Annotated in this window: 16 protein-coding genes; 10 read left to right on the top strand and 6 right to left on the bottom strand. The window is 66.6% G+C overall.

The features are described from left to right. The first annotated feature begins 1 nt into the window (after position 1). The 4 genes from ggt (at position 2) to ACLBKT_RS13350 (ending at position 4,889) form a co-directional block, all read left to right on the top strand. Positions 2-1,717, top strand: a complete 1,716-nt coding sequence (ggt, locus tag ACLBKT_RS13365; RefSeq protein ID WP_410183399.1) for a gamma-glutamyltransferase — start codon at positions 2-4, stop codon at positions 1,715-1,717. Positions 1,718-1,907: 190 nt separating this feature from the next. Then, entirely contained in the window at positions 1,908-3,707 is a 1,800-nt protein-coding gene (locus ACLBKT_RS13360; RefSeq protein ID WP_410183696.1) for an AMP-dependent synthetase/ligase, read from the top strand. A gap of 12 nt (positions 3,708-3,719) precedes the next feature. Further along, positions 3,720-4,205, top strand: coding sequence for a hypothetical protein (locus ACLBKT_RS13355; RefSeq protein ID WP_410183398.1), 486 nt, complete (start codon positions 3,720-3,722; stop codon positions 4,203-4,205). Between the two features lie 78 nt (positions 4,206-4,283). Further along, positions 4,284-4,889, top strand: coding sequence for a twin-arginine translocation pathway signal protein (locus ACLBKT_RS13350; RefSeq protein WP_410183397.1), 606 nt, complete (start codon positions 4,284-4,286; stop codon positions 4,887-4,889). A gap of 114 nt (positions 4,890-5,003) precedes the next feature. Here the strand turns inward: ACLBKT_RS13350 and ACLBKT_RS13345 are convergent, their stop codons facing one another. Genes ACLBKT_RS13345 through ACLBKT_RS13335 form a run of 3 tightly spaced genes read right to left on the bottom strand, consistent with a single transcriptional unit; the run spans position 5,004 to position 7,270 of the window. Then, positions 5,004-5,501, bottom strand: a complete 498-nt coding sequence (locus tag ACLBKT_RS13345) for a hypothetical protein (RefSeq protein WP_410183396.1) — start codon at positions 5,499-5,501, stop codon at positions 5,004-5,006. A gap of 51 nt (positions 5,502-5,552) precedes the next feature. Next, on the bottom strand, positions 5,553-6,143 hold the full coding sequence (locus ACLBKT_RS13340; protein WP_410183395.1) for an NADPH-dependent FMN reductase: 591 nt from the start codon (positions 6,141-6,143) through the stop codon (positions 5,553-5,555). Between the two features lie 17 nt (positions 6,144-6,160). Further along, on the bottom strand, positions 6,161-7,270 hold the full coding sequence (locus ACLBKT_RS13335) for a calcium:proton antiporter (protein WP_410183394.1): 1,110 nt from the start codon (positions 7,268-7,270) through the stop codon (positions 6,161-6,163). Positions 7,271-7,373: 103 nt separating this feature from the next. On the opposite strand from ACLBKT_RS13335, the gene ACLBKT_RS13330 reads away from it, so the two are divergent. After that, entirely contained in the window at positions 7,374-8,123 is a 750-nt protein-coding gene (locus ACLBKT_RS13330) for a DUF4019 domain-containing protein (protein ID WP_410183393.1), read from the top strand. A 3-nt stretch (positions 8,124-8,126) separates the two neighbouring features. Here ACLBKT_RS13330 and ACLBKT_RS13325 read toward each other — a convergent pair whose 3' ends face one another. Further along, the gene (locus ACLBKT_RS13325) at positions 8,127-8,699 is read right to left on the bottom strand and encodes a class I SAM-dependent methyltransferase (RefSeq protein WP_410183392.1); all 573 of its coding nucleotides are present in this window, start codon (positions 8,697-8,699) and stop codon (positions 8,127-8,129) included. 77 nt (positions 8,700-8,776) lie between these two features. Between ACLBKT_RS13325 and ACLBKT_RS13320 the strand changes: the two genes are divergently transcribed. Further along, positions 8,777-9,223, top strand: coding sequence for a MarR family winged helix-turn-helix transcriptional regulator (locus ACLBKT_RS13320; RefSeq protein ID WP_410183391.1), 447 nt, complete (start codon positions 8,777-8,779; stop codon positions 9,221-9,223). A 103-nt stretch (positions 9,224-9,326) separates the two neighbouring features. Here ACLBKT_RS13320 and phbB read toward each other — a convergent pair whose 3' ends face one another. Both phbB and ACLBKT_RS13310 read right to left on the bottom strand, forming a co-directional pair. Next, positions 9,327-10,049: an acetoacetyl-CoA reductase gene (gene phbB / locus ACLBKT_RS13315; RefSeq protein ID WP_160759917.1), complete on the bottom strand. Its 723-nt coding sequence runs from the start codon at positions 10,047-10,049 to the stop codon at positions 9,327-9,329. Positions 10,050-10,224: 175 nt separating this feature from the next. Further along, positions 10,225-10,998: a hypothetical protein gene (locus ACLBKT_RS13310; protein WP_410183390.1), complete on the bottom strand. Its 774-nt coding sequence runs from the start codon at positions 10,996-10,998 to the stop codon at positions 10,225-10,227. Positions 10,999-11,355: 357 nt separating this feature from the next. On the opposite strand from ACLBKT_RS13310, the gene ACLBKT_RS13305 reads away from it, so the two are divergent. From ACLBKT_RS13305 to holA, 4 genes are all read left to right on the top strand, one after another. Further along, on the top strand, positions 11,356-11,838 hold the full coding sequence (locus tag ACLBKT_RS13305; RefSeq protein WP_410183389.1) for a DUF3576 domain-containing protein: 483 nt from the start codon (positions 11,356-11,358) through the stop codon (positions 11,836-11,838). A gap of 29 nt (positions 11,839-11,867) precedes the next feature. After that, entirely contained in the window at positions 11,868-14,438 is a 2,571-nt protein-coding gene (gene leuS / locus ACLBKT_RS13300; protein WP_410183388.1) for a leucine--tRNA ligase, read from the top strand. Positions 14,439-14,513: 75 nt separating this feature from the next. Next, positions 14,514-15,050, top strand: a complete 537-nt coding sequence (gene lptE / locus ACLBKT_RS13295; RefSeq protein ID WP_410183387.1) for an LPS assembly lipoprotein LptE — start codon at positions 14,514-14,516, stop codon at positions 15,048-15,050. After that, the gene (holA, locus tag ACLBKT_RS13290) at positions 15,047-16,111 is read left to right on the top strand and encodes a DNA polymerase III subunit delta (protein ID WP_410183386.1); all 1,065 of its coding nucleotides are present in this window, start codon (positions 15,047-15,049) and stop codon (positions 16,109-16,111) included. The genes lptE and holA overlap by 4 nt, the downstream gene beginning before the upstream one ends. The last annotated feature ends 7 nt before the right edge of the window (positions 16,112-16,118 follow it).

Below are 16,118 nucleotides of genomic sequence, written 5' to 3'. Positions count from 1 at the left end.
GATGCGTATCCTTCCGTCCCTGATCGCCCCGTTTGCACTGGCCCTTTCGGGCTGTGCCACCACGCAGACCATCGCCGCAGCAGATGCGCCGCCCGTTACCGCAGGCGCGGTCAGCAGCGCCGACCCGCGCGCCACGGCGGCGGGCGAGGCGATCCTTGCACAAGGCGGCTCGGCGGTCGATGCCGCCATCGCCGTGATGCTGGCGCTGACCGTGGTCGAACCGCAGAGCTCCGGCATCGGCGGCGGCGGGTTCATGCTGCGCGCGGATGCCGCGACCGGCGCGCTGGTCAGCTATGACGGGCGCGAGACGGCCCCAGCTGCCGCCACGCCGAACCGCTTCCTCGACGCGAACGGCAAGGTGCTCCCGCGCGAGCCGCGTGTCTTCTCGGGCCTTAGCGTCGGGGTGCCGGGCAATGTCGCGCTCGCCGCCAAGGCTCACGCCGCGCATGGCAAACTGCTCTGGGCCAAGCTGTTCGAACCGGCCATCGCGCTGGCCGAGGATGGCTTCGTGATGAACAAGCGGCTCTACGAATCGCTCAATGGCAACAAGGGCCGGGCCGACAAGAGCCCCGCGGCCAAGGCGGTGTTCTTCGGCGCGGATGGCAACCCGCTGCCGCTCGGCACCACGATCCGGGTGCCGGAACTGGCAGCCACCTTCCGGGCGCTTGCCGCTGAAGGCCCGCAAGCGATGTATGGCAGCGCGTCCGCCACAGCGCTGGCCGCCTATGTCGCCGGCGAGACGCCGCAGGACGGCAAGATGACCGCCGCCGATGTCACCGGCTACACCGCCAAGGACCGCGTACCCATCTGCGCCCGCTACCGCGTCTACCGCGTGTGCGGGATGGGCCCGCCATCATCGGGCGGCATTGCCGTGGCACAGATGCTCGGCCAGCTCGAACGCTTCGATATCGCCGCGATGGGGCCGGACAGCCCGCAATTCTGGCACCTGTTCATCGAGAGCCAGCGCCTCGCCTATGCCGACCGCGAGCTTTATTCCGGTGATGCCGATTTCGTCGAGGTGCCGGTCGCAGGGCTGGTGGATGCGGGCTACCTTGCTGCACGGTCAGGCCTGATTTCGCCCGAGGCAAGGATCGCCAAGCCCGAGGCCGGTGTGCCGCCGGGCGCGCCGCTTGCACGCGGCGACGGGCCGGAAGAGCCGGAGAACGGCACCACCCATTTTGCGGTCGTCGACCGCACGGGCAACGCGGTCAGCTACACTTCGACCATCGAAGGCGCCTTCGGATCGGGCCTGCACTTCCGCGGGTTCTACCTCAACAATGAACTGACCGATTTCACCCTGACGCCCGAGGCGGATGGCAAGCCGGTCGCCAACCGGGTCGAGGGCGGCAAGCGCCCGCGTTCCTCGATGGCGCCGACCATCGTCTATGACGCGGACGGGCGGATCGTGCTGGTGATCGGCGCAGCCGGTGGCCCGACCATCCCCGTGACGGTTGCCCGCGCGATCATCGGCGTGATCGACTTCAAGCTCGGCGCGCAGGAGGCGCTGGCGCTGCCCTTCGCCATGTCCTTCGGCGACATGCTGCTCATCGAGGAAGGCACTACGCTCGCCGCCATGAAGGAGCAGCTGATCGCGCTGGGTCACACCAACATCCGGCTCGGCCCGGCGCCGATCAAGGCCAATGCGCTCGGCCTGCGCGCCGACGGTACCTGGGAAGCGGCGACCGAGCCACGCCTTGTCAGCGTCGTCACGCCCTGAGCGCCGTCTTGGGGGGAGACACCATCCCCATGCTTGCCGCTACGGATTTGTCCTTCTAGTCTGTGCACCACACGCGGGTCGCACCTGAACCTGCGAATGACAAACTCGAAGGGATCAGGAGCCTTTGCCAGTGCATTCCCCCACCATTCCTCACGCCACCCGTGCGGTCGCCAACCCGGCGGACGACCAGCTGTTGCAGGACATCGACAACGCGCAGAACCTTGTGGAGCTGTTCCTCAAGCGCGCGGATGAAAAGGGCGATGCCCCGTTCCTCGGCCACAAGACCGGCGGGCAATGGGTGACGCAAAGCTGGCGGTCGGCGGCGGAGCAGGTCTGCCTGCTGGCTGAAGCGCTGCGCGGGATGGGGCTGGAGGATGGCGACCGGGTGGCGCTCGTCTCCGAAAACCGTCCCGAGTGGTGCATCGCCGACCTCGCGATCATGGCCGCCGGGTGCATCACCGTCCCGACCTACACCACCAACACCCGCCGCGATCATGCGCATATCCTCGACAATTCGGGCGCGCGGGCGGTGTTTGTCTCGACCGAGAAGCTGCTCGCACCGCTGGTCGGCGCAATCGGGCAGACCGGGCTGGTCGAACATGTCATTGGAATCGACGACTTGAAGCGCCAGCAATCGGGCAGCTTCGAGTATCACGCCTGGGCCGGACTGATCACGGGTGACGCCGCCGCTGCGCGCGCGGCGGTGGATGACCGCATCTCCCGGATCGAGCGGTCGGAAACCGCCTGCCTGATCTACACCAGCGGCACCGGCGGTGCACCGCGCGGGGTGATGCAGCACCACGGCGCGATCCTGTGCAACGTGGCGGGCGCGGCCGAAGTGCTGATCGAGGACTTCGGCATCACGGACGAACGCTTCCTGTCCTTCCTCCCGCTGTCCCACGCCTATGAGCATTCCGGCGGGCAATATCTCCCCATCGGGGTCGGCGCGGAAATCTTCTACTCGGAAGGGCTGGAGAAGCTCGCCTCGAACATCGAGGAAACCCGGCCCACGATCATGGTGGTCGTCCCACGCCTGTTCGAAGTGCTGCGCACCCGCATCATGAAGCAGATCGAAAAGCAGGGCAAAGTCGCGAACTTCATGATGGATAGCGCGCTCAAGATCGCCGAGCATTCCAAGGAGGGCAGGAAGCGCCTGCGTGACCGGCCGCTCGATTTCCTCGTTGAAAAGACGCTGCGGCCCAAGATCCGCCAGAAGTTCGGCGGACGGATCAAGGCGATGGTTTCGGGCGGCGCGCCGCTCAACCCGGAAGTCGGCAATTTCTTCGACGCCATGGGGCTGACCATGCTGCAAGGCTACGGCCAGACCGAAGCCGGGCCGGTGATCAGCTGCAACCGCCCCAAGGTCGGGCTCAAGATGGACACGGTCGGCCCGCCGCTGCGCGGGGTCGAGGTGAAGATCGCCGAGGATGGCGAAATCCTGGTGCGCGGCGAGCTGGTGATGCACGGCTATTGGCGCAATGATGCCGAGACCGCGCGGACGCTGAAGGACGGCTGGCTCCACACCGGCGACATCGGCCACTTCGACAACAAGGGCCGGATCAAGATCACCGACCGCAAGAAGGACATGATCGTCAACGACAAGGGCGACAACATCGCGCCGCAGAAGGTCGAGGGGATGCTCACGCTCCAGCCCGAGATCGCGCAGGCGATGGTGAGCGGGGACAAGCGGCCTTACGTGGTGGGCCTGATCGTCCCCGATGCCGAATGGGCGCTGGAATGGGCGCGCGCCAATGACGAGAAGTTCGACATGAAGGCGCTGCAAGAGCTCCCCGCCTTCAAGAACGCGGTGCGCGCGGCGGTCGACCGGACCAATGCCGATCTGTCCGTGATCGAAAAGGTGAGGCAGTTCGCCTTCGCGGACGAGGCGTTCTCCATCGAGAACGAGGAAATGACGCCGAGCATGAAGATCCGGCGCCACAAGATTCGCGAGCGGTATCAGGAACGGATCGACGGGCTGTATCGGAGCTAGGGACAGCGGGCCGTGATGCTCGGCGTTGTCCTTGCGGCGGCCCTGTCCGCGCAGCAGGCGGCGCCGTGCCCTGCGACCTTGCCCAACGGCACCGCGGTGCGCGGCGGTTTCGCACCGTCGCGTGACCTGCCTGACTTCACGATCCGCAACCGCGAGGCGAGCCATGTGCTGGTCAAGCTCGAACCGGCGGACGGCGGCGGCGAGGATCACGTCTATTTCATCGTCTCAGGCGGGGAGATGACGATCCGCGGCGTGCCGCTCGGCAGCCATACCGTCAGCGTCGCGGTAGCAGGCCGGTTCGCGCCGGACTGCCGCTCGCTCGCGGCGGCCGAGGCGATCTACCGCTTCGAGCAACCCTTCGTCTTCACGCGGGCGGAAACCGTCAACCCCGACGGATCGCGCGATGTGCGGATGGAAGGGCACTGGATCGAGCTTGGCAATGCGGGGCGCGATGATGCGGGCGGGGTAACGATCACGGTCGATGCGTTCAACCGCTAGCCATGCTGGCCGGATGACGCATGGCGGCGGCATCGCAGGCCGGATAAGCCTGCGGCAGATGGCCAAGGAGATGGCGGCATGAAGGTCTGGACGGCGGCACTGGCAGCAACGCTCGCGCTTGGCGGAGCTTTCGCTGTGCCCGCATCGGCGCAAACGCCCGCCCCGCCTCCGACAGTCGCCCCCGCCCCGTGGATCGCGCCCGACTTCGCTGTGCCGACGCTGATCGAGGGGCCGGGCTTCAAGCTCGTGCCCTTGGGACCCGCGCTGACCGAGATCGATTACCGCGCCTACATGAGCTCGATCGCGCACTTGCAGAAGACCTTCACCCGCTCGGCCAGCTGGCCGAACGATCAGATCACCCTCAAGGACGCGGTGGTCGACATGGAGACCGAGGCAGGCCGCTTCGCCCGCCGCGAATCCTTCGCCTATGCCGTCCTCACCCCCGATGGCCTGCGCGAGCGCGGCAGCGTCTATGTCTATCCGAGCAAGGTCCCCGGCCACGACGCGCAGGTGATGATGTGGGTGACCGCGGCCGACTACGAAGCAGGCTTCGACGCTGAGCTCTACACCTGGGTGAAAGGCTGGATCGCCCGCGACTGGCCTTTTCGGAGCGTCGCCTATCCGGGCCGCGCCATACCGTGGGAGCAGTGGGACGCGATGGTGGCGAAGAGTAAGGGCGGCTGAGCGGCGCGCTGCTCCGCCCCTCCACCGTCACCCCGGACCTGATCGCTCCGATGAGGACCTGCCGCACATGGCCCCCGACTGACGTCTGGAATGGGCCAACGGGCAGTATCGGGTCTAAGGCTTGCGCAGTTGTTCAATGACTTTCGTGTCGCCCAGAAGGTTCTGCACCTGATCGTGGATCGAGCGACCGTCATTCGAGGCGATCCGCAGCACTTCAAGGCTCTCTTCAGCAGACCACACCCTATCGGGCGTTATGTCATCCTCGTCACGAGGCAGATGGCGAGTCACGATCACGGCGTTGCGATTTTCGTCGAACAATATGCGCACCGTTGCGTGAGCCAAGACGTGACGTACGGGCCGAAGGGATTGCCAGCGCTTGATGCGCTTTTCGAGGTTCTGGCAGCGCCTGTCGCCTGAGCGCACCAGACGGTTGCGCAGGTCGTTCACGCTGCCAAGAGGACCGTTCTTGATGGGCAGATTGATGCCGAGGCAAAGACGGCCAATCGCTTGTTCGGCTTTTGCAAAGCTCGTGAGGACTTGGGCAAGCCACTGATGGGCAACCGCCAGATCATCCTTGGCGCTGCTTCTTTCAACGGGCAGATTCTCACTCATGGGCTGAGCGTGTAGCAAAAAGCCCTTAAGTCTTCGTCACTTCGCAAGCGCTCAATAAGGCGGCGTGGCACTCTCCCGCTGCGCCTTCGCTGCCTCAGTCCACCATGCCAGATCGTCGGCAAAGCGCGGGAACTGGCGCTCCAGCGCCTTGCCGCCGTCGCCCACCGGCTCACCCGCCTCGTCCAGCGTGTCCTTCATCGGCCCCACCGCTATGGTGCTCGACACCACCACCATCCCCATTTCGCCGAGAATATCGCGCCACGCCAGCGCCGCGCGCACTCCGCCGAAGCGCCCGGCGGAGTAGCTCGCAATCGCGGCCGGCCGCCAGAACCACTCTTCAAGAAAGTGATCGGTGAGGTTTTTCAGCCCCGGCTGCACGCTCCAATTATATTCGCCGACCACGAACAGGAAGGCGTCCGCGCTGCGGATCTTGCCCGCCAGCCTCTCCAGCGCATCGGGCGCATCGCCCTTGGGATATTCCTTGTACATCCGGTCGAGCATCGGGAGATCGAACGCCATCGCATCGATCAGCTCGACATCGCAGCCCCGCGCCGCAAGCTGGCGGACGCAGTACTCCGCCAGCCGGATGCCCTGCCGGTCGCGGCGATAGGAGCCGTAGAATACGAGAATGCGGTCAGCCATGTCAGTCTCCCGCGCCGTCACGGCACGATGGTGGTGAACAGATAGGTTGCGAAGATCACGAGGTGGATCACCCCTTGCACCAGCGTCGTGCGGCCTTGGCCGAGCGTCAGGCTGGCCACCAGCAGCGTCAGCGCCAGCAGCACGATCCCGCCCATCGACAGACCGAGTTCGAGATCGAGCCCCAGCGCCAGCGCCACCATCGCCACCGCCGGGATCGTCAGCCCGATCGAGGCCAGCGCCGATCCGATCGCGAGGTTGAGACTGGTCTGCACCCGGTTGGCCTTGGCCGCGCGCAGGGCGGAAAAGCCCTCGGGCGCGAGGACCAGCGCGGCGATGATGATCCCCACCACCGCCTTGGGAGCGCCCGCGGCCTGCACGCCGTCCTCGATCACCGGAGAGAGATTCTTGGCCAGCAGCACCACGGCCACCAGCGCTGCGAGCAGCATGGCTGCTGCCGCTGCCGCCTTGGGACGCGACACCGGCTCTTCATGGGCATGATCGTCGGCATCCGCGATCTGGTGGATGAAGTGATCGCGGTGACGGATCGTCTGCGCCACCACGAAGGTGACATAGACGATCAGCGATACCGCCGCGACGAACAGCAGCTGCGTTTCGGTGTAATAGGCCTCGGGCGCACTGGTGGTGAAGCGCGGCAGCACCAGTGTCAGCACCGCGAGCGTCGCCAGCATCGCCAGACCCGTGCTGACTCCGGCCTGGGTATAGGCCTGCTCCAGATGGCGCCGCCCGCCTGCGATCAGGCAGATGCCGATAATGCCGTTGATGGTGATCATGATCGTCGCGATCAGCGTGTCGCGCGCCAGCAACTCGGTTTCCGCACCGCCCGCCAGCATGATCGACACGATCAGCGACACCTCGATCACCGTCACCGCCAGCGCGAGGATCAGGGTGCCGAAGGGCTCGCCGACATAGTGAGCGATGATTTCGGCATGATAGACCGCCGCCATCACCGCCGCGCCCAGCAGCAGGGCAATGATCGTGGTGGGCGCGAAGCCATCGGGCTTGCCCAGCGCCAGCGCGGCGATGCCGAGCACGGGCGCGATCAGCGTCCAGAGCGGAAGCCCGACAGTGAAGCGAGCGGCGGGGGAGGGTGTGGCAGAAGCTGTCATGCGCGGCAGCCTATCGCATTGCGACGGCGCGGGGAACGACGCTGAAACCCCACCCGAAAAATTCGGGGTGGCCCGCCCCCGGTGCGCGCCCTAGACCGCAGCCATGGCGACCGTCCGCGACACCTTGACCGAGAAGGAGAAGCAGACCCTCCGCCTGATCCTGCGCGGGCATGACGCCAAGTCCTCGGCGCGCGAACTCGGCCTGTCGGTCCACACCGTCAACGAACGCCTGCGCGATGCGCGGCGCAAGCTCGGCGTCACCAGCAGCCGCGAGGCGGCGCGGCGCTTGCTGGCGGAGGAAGGGGAGCCGACCCCCGAAACGCTGGGGGACAAGGCTTTGGGGGATGCACCGGACGGCACGGCGGCGGCAGGAATGACGGCATCCGCCACCCGGCGGCCGCCTGTCCTTGCCACCATCGGAGTGCTTGCCATGTCGCTTGTTCTTGCCGCCCTGCTCGTCCCTGCCTCCCCGCTCTCGGTGCTGCCCGCCGCGGCCCCCGCCCCGGTCCTCGCCGCCGAGACCGACGCCGCCGCTGCCGCCCGCGCGGCCGAGGATTTCCTCAAGCTGGTCGACGAAAGCCGCTGGGCCGAGAGCTACGCCGCCACCGGAGCCGAGTTCCGCCGGCTCAACACCCTCGCGGTCTGGAGCGAGGTGTCCGAGAGGGTCCGCCCGCCGCTCGGCAAGGTGCTGACCCGCGATCTGGTCGGCAACGAATGGGTCCCCGCCCCGCCCGCCGGCTACCGCCTGATCAAGTTCCGCTCGGCCTATGCCAATGGCACCCAGCAGACGGAGAGCCTTTCGCTGGCGTGGGAAGACGGCGCTTGGAAGGTGGCGGGGATTACGTTCGATTAGCGCTCAGCGTACGGCTTCGATCAGAAGGGCAGTGCGCTTCTCGGCATCGGCCAGGGCGCTGTGCACCCGCGCAAAGCCGGCAGCCTGCAAACCTCCGGAGACTTCGCCGATGAAGGCATCTTCGTCGCCGTAGTCTTTCCGGGCCGCCCACGCATGGGTGATCGCGATCAGCCGTCCGCCGGGCTTGAGGAGTGCCGCGAGCCGCGCTGCCGTGGGGCCGAAGGGGCGGCAGATCTGCAAGGTGTGGACCGCGATTGCGCCGTCGAAGGGGCCGTATTCCAGCGGAAGATCCGCCACGACAGTCGGGACCAGTTCGAGCCGACCTGCGTCGATGGCATCGCGGTTTCGGTCAGCAGCAATCTCGTTCATCACGAGCGAAGGATCCGTTCCCACGACACGCCCGACCGGTCGGCCCAGCAGTCGCTCGATCCCCACGCCCGGTCCAAACCCGATGACCAGCACCGCCGATCCGGCCGCCGGATCAAGCCGCGCGACCGCCTCTGCTTCGGCTTCGGCATTCATGCGCGCCATCACGCTTGCAGCAATCCTGCCGGAGACGCCTTCAAACATCGCCATCGGGCAATCCTCTGTTGTCAACCATGTTGACATATATCCGGCTTGCCTCATGTCAACATGGTTCTCATTTAAGCGGCATGACAGAGGAGACTTCGGGCGAATTCCTGATGGCGCTGACCCGCGCCTATCATTTGCTTTCGGCGCTCTCGGATCGCCTCCATGCCGCCCACGGCCTGTCGACCGGCGTGCGCTCGGTGCTGCTCCTGCTCGACCGCCAAGGGCCGCGAACGCTGTCGGAGATCGCGCGGGACCGAGCCGTATCGCGGCAGTTCATCCAGAAACTTGCGCAAACGCTGATCGCGCGGGATCTGATCGTCGCATTGCCCAACGCCGCAAACCGGAAGTCGCCGCGATTTGCGCTGACCCCGACGGGTGAGCAGGCGCTAGCGACCATCCGCGAGCGCGAGGCGGAGGTGCAGGAAGCGCTGGCGAGTGTCCTTCAGGCGGCTGATCTGGAGCCAGCCCTGAAGGTGCTGGATCGCTTGAACGCGGCTTTGACAGACTTGAAACAGCCGTTGGCGTGACGTCAGACGGGATCGGCGGACGGGGGTCCGCCGCCCCGCTGGCCGCTCGGCCGGCTGGCGCTGCGCGCCACCGGCGGCCAGCCAAGCTGGCCGCCTGCCTGCGCTAGTACATATGCTGCCCGCCGTTGATGCTCATGGTCGAGCCGGTCATGAAGCCGCCGTTCTCGCTCGTCAGGAACGCGACCCCGCGCGCGATTTCCTCGGCCATGCCGAGGCGGCCGACGGGGATCTTGGCGACGATCTTCTCGAGCACCGGGGCGGGCACGGCGGCGACCATGTCGGTGTCGATGTAGCCCGGCGCGATCGCGTTCACCGTCACCCCGAACTTCGCGCCTTCCTGCGCGAGCGCCTTGGTGAAGCCGTGGATGCCGCTCTTGGCGGCGGCATAGTTGACCTGACCGTATTGCCCCGCCTGTCCGTTGATCGAGCCGATGTTGACGATCCGCCCCCACCCGCGCTCACGCATTCCGGGGAAGGTCGCCTTGGCCATGTTGAAGCACCCGCCGAGGTTGATGCGCATGACATCGTTCCAGTCCTCGAAGCTCATCTTGTGGAGCGTGCCGTCACGCGTGATCCCGGCGTTGTTGACGACGATATCGACCGCGCCGAACTCCTCCGCCACGGCGGCGCATCCGGCCTGAGTCGCCTCGTAATCGCCCACATCCCAACGGCGCGCCGGGATGCCGGTCGCCTCGGTGAAGGCCCGCGCCTTTTCCTCGTTCCCGGCGTAATTGGCGATGACGGTGTGGCCCTGGCGCTGGAGCCGTTTGCAGATCGCCTCTCCGATTCCGCGCGTTCCTCCGGTGACGATGGCTACCCGGCCCATGCTCTTCTCCCCTTTGTCGTGATGCGATGGCACCAGCGCAACCTAGCCGTGCCGTAGGGTCAGGGAAAGCGGGGAATAGCTATGCGTTTCGGGCCGATTGACGCGCCAATGACCGGGCCATGATCGTGCAACGGGTGGGCAACCACGGGCCAACGCCCGGTGGATCAGCGCGGGATCAGAACTTGATCTGCGTGCCGACGTAAACCGCCTGGCTATCCTGCACCGAATTGGTCAGCGGATTGAGCCGTTCACGTTCCTGCGAGTAGCGCACGCCTGCCGTCACGTTGAGATTGGGCGAAAGGCGGAAGCTTCCGCCGAGACCCACGGTCTGCGCGGCGGTCGAATCGAGCGTGTTGGGCGAACGGCCCGCAATCTGGCGATCTTCCAGCTCGATCCGCGGCTGGAGGCGGCTGGGCTTGTCTTCGGCCTTGGGGCGCGAGGGTTCAAACTGCGCGAGATCGGGCAGCGAGACATTGCTGACCTTGGCCGACAGATCGACCGAGCGGGCAAAGCTCTTGTAGCCACGCGCCGAACCCAGCTGGAACTTGCTCGAATCGAGACCGGTCAGACCGAGCCCGCGGCCCGGCACGGCGTCAATCGCCTTGCGCACCGTGATCGCGCGGGCGGTGTCATCATCCATCCGCACCGCGACCGTCACCGTGCGCTTGCCCGACATCGTCGGCGCGCTGGCGGGGGTGAAACGAATGCCGCGCGCACGCGCCTTGTCCGCTACGCGGGCCGCCAGATCAGGATCGACCGAGGCCGGAGTGAACATCCCGAGGCCCAGCGCGTCGAGCGAGGCCGCCGTCCGCGCCGGGGCGATTTCGCCCGCCAGCGCCAGTCCGGCGCTCGGCACGGCAAGGGCAAGCGCACCGCACGCCAGCGCACACAGGGCAAGCGGCCGCAGCGATTGCTGCGCCTTTGCTGACCTGTCCGACTCGCGTGCCATTATGCTACCCGTTTCCTGTTCTTATGCGCCCCGGATTTGCGACTGGAGCGCCTTTGCCTCACCACGTTTTGCCTTAACCCCAGCTGAGTCGCGGTGACTTTGAAATATAGTGATAGTCTCGCGCCAGCCGCTTGCAATGGGGTTGCTGCGACACGAAACGGATTCGCGCCGCACCTGTGGCACCATGCACACAGAATGTTGCACAGCGAGGTAAATTCAGGCTGGGTAAAGCCCGCAGGCGCTCTTCCAGCGCCGGGCTTGACCGCTTCGACCGGGCCGCCACGCGGATGATGCTTGCCGCATCAACCCTTGGGGCTATAGAGCGAGGCCGATACAGATGATGAGGATGATCCGGCTGTGACACGCGCCAATTCCGCCACTTTCTCCAAGGCCACTGGTCGCCCGGCGTTGCGCCGTACGCTCGGCCTTGCGCTGCTTGGCGTCTCGCTGGTGGGCCTCAGCGCCTGCGGCGGCGGCGCCCGTCCGCGCACCGAATTGTCTGCGGCCCAGCTCAACACCATCGGCGTCAACGCCTATCTGTGGCGCGCCGCGCTCGATACGGTGAGCTTTGCGCCGCTGCTTCAGGCGGACAGCAGCGGGGGCGTGATCGTGACCGACTGGTATGCCAATCCCGCCAATCCGGGTGAGCGGGTCAAGCTGACCGTGACGATCCTCGATCAGGATCTGCGCGCCGATGCCCTGCGCGTCGCGGCGAGCCGTCAGGTGAACGAAGCCGGCAACTGGCTCGAAGCCCCGGTGCAGGCCGCCACTGTCCAAAAGCTTGAGGACATCATCCTCACCAAGGCCCGCGATCTGCGCCGTCAGGCGCTGGCGTCTTGAGTTTCTACGCTTTTCACTGAAAGCCGTTCATGACTGACACTCGTGTTGATCCGTCCGCCGGAGGCGAACGGGGGCGTTTCGACCCTGCCGTCGCCGATGAACGCTGGCAGCGTGCCTGGACCGAGGCGGGCACCTTCACCGCCGATTCCGACAGCCCCAAGCCCAAGAGCTACATCCTCGAGATGTTCCCCTATCCTTCGGGGCGCATCCACATGGGCCACGTGCGCAACTACACGATGGGCGACGTGCTGGCGCGCTACCAGAAGATGCGCGGGTTCGAGGTGCTGCACCCGATGGGCTGGGATGCCTTCGGGATGCCGGCGGAAAACGCCGCGATGGAAAAGGGCGTGCACCCCGGCGGCTGGACGCGGGCCAACATCGCGCAGATGAAGGCGCAGTTGCAGCGCATCGGCTTCGCGCTCGACTGGACGCGCGAATTCGCCACCTGCGACCCTGAATATTACGGCCACGAACAGGCGCTGTTCCTCGATCTGTATGAGGCGGGGCTGGTCTATCGCAAGGAATCGACCGTCAACTGGGACCCGGTCGACATGACCGTGCTCGCCAACGAGCAGGTGATCGACGGCAAGGGCTGGCGGTCCGGCGCGGAGGTCGAGAAGCGCAAGCTGAACCAGTGGTTCCTCAAGATCACCGACTTTGCCGATGATCTGCTGGAGGGGCTGGGCAGCCTTGAGGACTGGCCCGAGAAGGTTCGCCTGATGCAGGAGAACTGGATCGGCAAGTCGCAGGGGCTGGAGTTCTCGTTTGACCTGAGCGACGGCGGCAAGCTGGCGGTCTATTCGACCCGCCCCGATACGATCTTCGGCGCGAGTTTCTGCGCCATCGCTGCCGATCACCCGATCGCGCAGGGGCTGGCGGGCGACCCCGAGGTCGCCGCCTTCATCGACCAGTGCAAGAAGGGCGCGACCACGGCCGCAGCGCTCGAAACGGCGGAGAAGCTGGGCTACCGCACGCCGATCACGGCAAAGCACCCGTTCACCGGGTCTGAGCTGCCCGTCTTCATCGCCAACTTCGTGCTGATGGAATACGGCACGGGCGCGGTGATGGGCGTGCCGGGGCATGACCAGCGCGACTTCGAGTTTGCGACCAAATACGAATTGCCGATCCTGCGTGTCGTCGCCAGCGATCCTTCCCGCGCGGACGAGCCCTTCAAGGGCGAGGCCGAGGCGGGGGACGGGGTGATCGTCAACAGCGATTTCCTCAATGGCATGACCGTCGAGGCCGCCAAGGCTGCCGTCATCGCCCGCGCCGAACAAGGCGGCTGGGGCGAGGGCCGCACCGTGTGGCGCCTGCGCGATTGGGGCGTTTCGCGGCAACGCTACTGGGGCACCCCGATCCCGATCATTCACAGCCCCGATCACGGCCCCGTCCCCGTCCCGCGCGACCAGCTGCCCGTCGTGCTGCCCGAGGACATCGACTTCAGCGAACCGGGCAACCCGCTCGACCGCCACCCCACCTGGAAGCACACCACCTGCCCGATCAGCGGCAAGCCCGCGCTGCGCGAGACCGACACGCTCGACACCTTCGTCGACAGCTCATGGTATTTCCTGCGCTTTGCGAGCCAGCCGGCCGACAAGCCCTTTGACCCCGAAGAGGTCGCCAAGTGGATGCCGGTGCAGCACTATATTGGGGGCATCGAGCACGCGATCCTGCACCTGCTCTATGCGCGCTTCTGGACGCGCGCGCTGGCTCACATCGGCAAGCTCGACCTGAAGGAGCCCTTCGCGGCGCTGTTCACGCAAGGCATGGTGACGCACGAGACCTATAGCCGCATCGACGAGAGTCGCGGCGTGCCGGTGTTCTTCGGCCCCGAGGAAGTCGACCGCACCTCGGAGGGCGCCACGCTGCTCGCCGACAACGCCCCCGTCGAAGTAGGCCGCGTCATCAAGATGTCGAAGTCGAAGAAGAACGTCGTCGACCCCGATGCGATCATCGCCCGCCACGGGGCGGATGCGGTGCGCTGGTTCATGCTCTCCGATTCGCCGCCCGAGCGCGACCTGCCGTGGTCTGACGCCGGGATCGAGGGCTGCGCGCGCTTCGTCCAGCGCCTGTGGCGGCTGTTCGGGCAGGCGGGCGCGGGCGGCGCCGGGGCCGATACGGAATATGACAAGGCCTTGGACCGCAAGCTCCACCAGACCGTTGCCGCGGTCGCCGAGGATATCGAGGCGCTGAGCTTCAACAAGGCGGTTGCGCGCATCTACGAACTGGTCGGCGCGGTCGAGAAGGCGCCGCTGTCCGCCACCCGCTCGGACGCGATCCGCAAGCTTGCCATCCTCGTCTCGCCGATGATGCCGCATCTCGCGGAAGAAGCGCGCGCGACCTATGGTCTCGGGACCGGCCTCGTCGCCGAATCCGTCTGGCCCGACATCGACCCGTCGCTGCTGGTCGACGACGAGGTCACCATCGCGATCCAGCACATGGGCAAGCTGCGCGACACCGTCACCGCGCCCAAGGGGGCTTCGAAGGGAGACCTCGAGGCGCTGGCGCTGGCTTCGGCCAATCTGCAACGCTCGGTCGATGGCGCGGCGATCCGCAAGGTGATTGTCGTGCCGGACCGATTGGTGAATATCGTCACCTAGACAATTTCCGTCACCCTGAACTTGTTTCAGGGTCCATCGCGCGGCATCGTGCTGCGGCTTCAGGAGGCAGAAGGGATGCTGAAACGCGTTCAGCATGACGAAAAGCGATGGGGCAAGGCGCTGATTGCCTGCTTGGCGCTCCTCGCCCTCACCGCCTGCGGCCTGTCGCCGATGTATGCGGGCGGGGCGAGTTCGGGCGCGGCACAGGGGATTGCGGCGGTCGATATCCCCGCGATCCAGGGGCGCGGCGGGTGGCTGATCAAGAACGCGCTCGATGCCCGGCTGGGGGTGGCAGGTCAGGTGACGCCGCAATACCGGCTCGACGTCAGGCTCGACGATTCGCTCGAGGCCCTCGGCGTGCTCAACGATGACACCATCAGCCGTGAACGCCGCATCCTGCGCGCGCGGTATCAGCTGGTCGAACTGGCGACCGGCGCGGTGCTGCTCGATGCCACCGCAGGCTCGGACGCGGGGATCGATGTGGTCTCCAGCGAATATGCCACCATCGCGGCCGAGCAGAAGGCACTGGAAAACCTCGCGCTCGAAGTCGCTGACCGGATGGCGACGCAGGTCGCCGTCACGCTGCGCAGTCGCGCCGCTGCGGGCCAGTGAAGTCCAAGAACAGCGATTTCGCCCGCGGCCTGCCGCAAGGCGCGCTCGCTGCCCGCATCTTCTTTTTCTGCGGCCCGGACGAAGCCGGGGCGACCGCTGCTGCGAACCGCCTGGCTGCGGCCTTCCCCGATGCGGGCGAGCGGGTGGAACTGGCCGGAGCAGACCTCAAGCGCGATCCCGCGCTGCTGGGCGATGAAGCGCGCTCGACCTCGCTGTTTGGCGGCGCGCGCCATATCTGGGTGCGCGCCAGCGGGGATGATGCCCATGATGCGCTGCAATTCCTGATCGAAACCGCCGAGGCCGGCGCGGGCGCGGCGGCACCCGTCATCGTGGTGGCGACGTCTGCCACCGACAAGTCGCGCACGGCCAAGCTGCTGGAAAAGCGGCAGGATGCGCTGGTGGCGATGTTCCATCCGCCCGAACTCAAGGATGTCGTGCAGGCGGTGCGCGACATGGCCAGCGCGGCGGGGCTGCGGCTTGGCGGCGATCTGGCGGAGCGGATCGCGCGCGGTGCGGGGCTTGATGTCCGGCTGGCGCAGTCCGAGGTCACCAAGCTGGCGCTCTATTGCGATGCCGATCCGCAAGCCCCGCGCGCGGCCACGCCCGAAGATCACGCCGCGATTGGCGCAGCGACCGAAGAGGATGGCTTTGCCCCGCTGGTCAACGCCGTGCTGGGCGGGGAGCTCGGCAAGATTGCGGGCGAGATCAAGCGGATGCGCGAGCTGGGGCTGAACCCGGTCGGCGTGGCGCTGGCGCTGGAACGGCGCGCGGCGCAGCTGGCGCAGATCGCCGCCTACCTTGGCCCGCGCGGCAATTTCGACCAGATCGACAAGGGCGCGGAAATGCGGCTCGGCATCTTCTTCAAGGAGAAGCGCGACATCGGCAACCAGTTCAAGCGCTGGACCCTGCCCGCGGCGCGCGGTTCGGGCGAGACACGGCTCGACCGGCTCATCCCGCGCCTCACCGCGCTGCACCGCAGCCTGCTCGCAAATAGCCAGTCCGCTGAGCTGCTGCTCGCGCAGGAGCTGGCCGAAATCGCGCGGTTTGCCGCGAAGCGGTAGCCGGTTT

The organism is Erythrobacter sp. W302b (assembly GCF_046452395.1).
Lineage (GTDB): Bacteria > Pseudomonadota > Alphaproteobacteria > Sphingomonadales > Sphingomonadaceae > Erythrobacter.
The sequence above is the reverse complement of the archived record's forward strand: the minus strand, read 5'-3'. Positions and strand labels throughout refer to the sequence as shown.

What these genes read in the sequence shown, in the direction of transcription:
- ggt (WP_410183399.1), top strand. Translation starts at nt 2, where the DNA reads ATGCGTATCCTTCCGTCCCTGATCGCCCCGTTTGCACTGGCCCTTTCG.
- ACLBKT_RS13350 (WP_410183397.1), top strand. Translation starts at nt 4,284, where the DNA reads ATGAAGGTCTGGACGGCGGCACTGGCAGCAACGCTCGCGCTTGGCGGA.
- ACLBKT_RS13345 (WP_410183396.1), bottom strand. Translation starts at nt 5,501, where the DNA reads ATGAGTGAGAATCTGCCCGTTGAAAGAAGCAGCGCCAAGGATGATCTG.
- ACLBKT_RS13340 (WP_410183395.1), bottom strand. Translation starts at nt 6,143, where the DNA reads ATGGCTGACCGCATTCTCGTATTCTACGGCTCCTATCGCCGCGACCGG.
- ACLBKT_RS13335 (WP_410183394.1), bottom strand. Translation starts at nt 7,270, where the DNA reads ATGACAGCTTCTGCCACACCCTCCCCCGCCGCTCGCTTCACTGTCGGG.
- ACLBKT_RS13330 (WP_410183393.1), top strand. Translation starts at nt 7,374, where the DNA reads ATGGCGACCGTCCGCGACACCTTGACCGAGAAGGAGAAGCAGACCCTC.
- ACLBKT_RS13325 (WP_410183392.1), bottom strand. Translation starts at nt 8,699, where the DNA reads ATGGCGATGTTTGAAGGCGTCTCCGGCAGGATTGCTGCAAGCGTGATG.
- ACLBKT_RS13320 (WP_410183391.1), top strand. Translation starts at nt 8,777, where the DNA reads ATGACAGAGGAGACTTCGGGCGAATTCCTGATGGCGCTGACCCGCGCC.
- phbB (WP_160759917.1), bottom strand. Translation starts at nt 10,049, where the DNA reads ATGGGCCGGGTAGCCATCGTCACCGGAGGAACGCGCGGAATCGGAGAG.
- ACLBKT_RS13310 (WP_410183390.1), bottom strand. Translation starts at nt 10,998, where the DNA reads ATGGCACGCGAGTCGGACAGGTCAGCAAAGGCGCAGCAATCGCTGCGG.
- leuS (WP_410183388.1), top strand. Translation starts at nt 11,868, where the DNA reads ATGACTGACACTCGTGTTGATCCGTCCGCCGGAGGCGAACGGGGGCGT.
- lptE (WP_410183387.1), top strand. Translation starts at nt 14,514, where the DNA reads ATGCTGAAACGCGTTCAGCATGACGAAAAGCGATGGGGCAAGGCGCTG.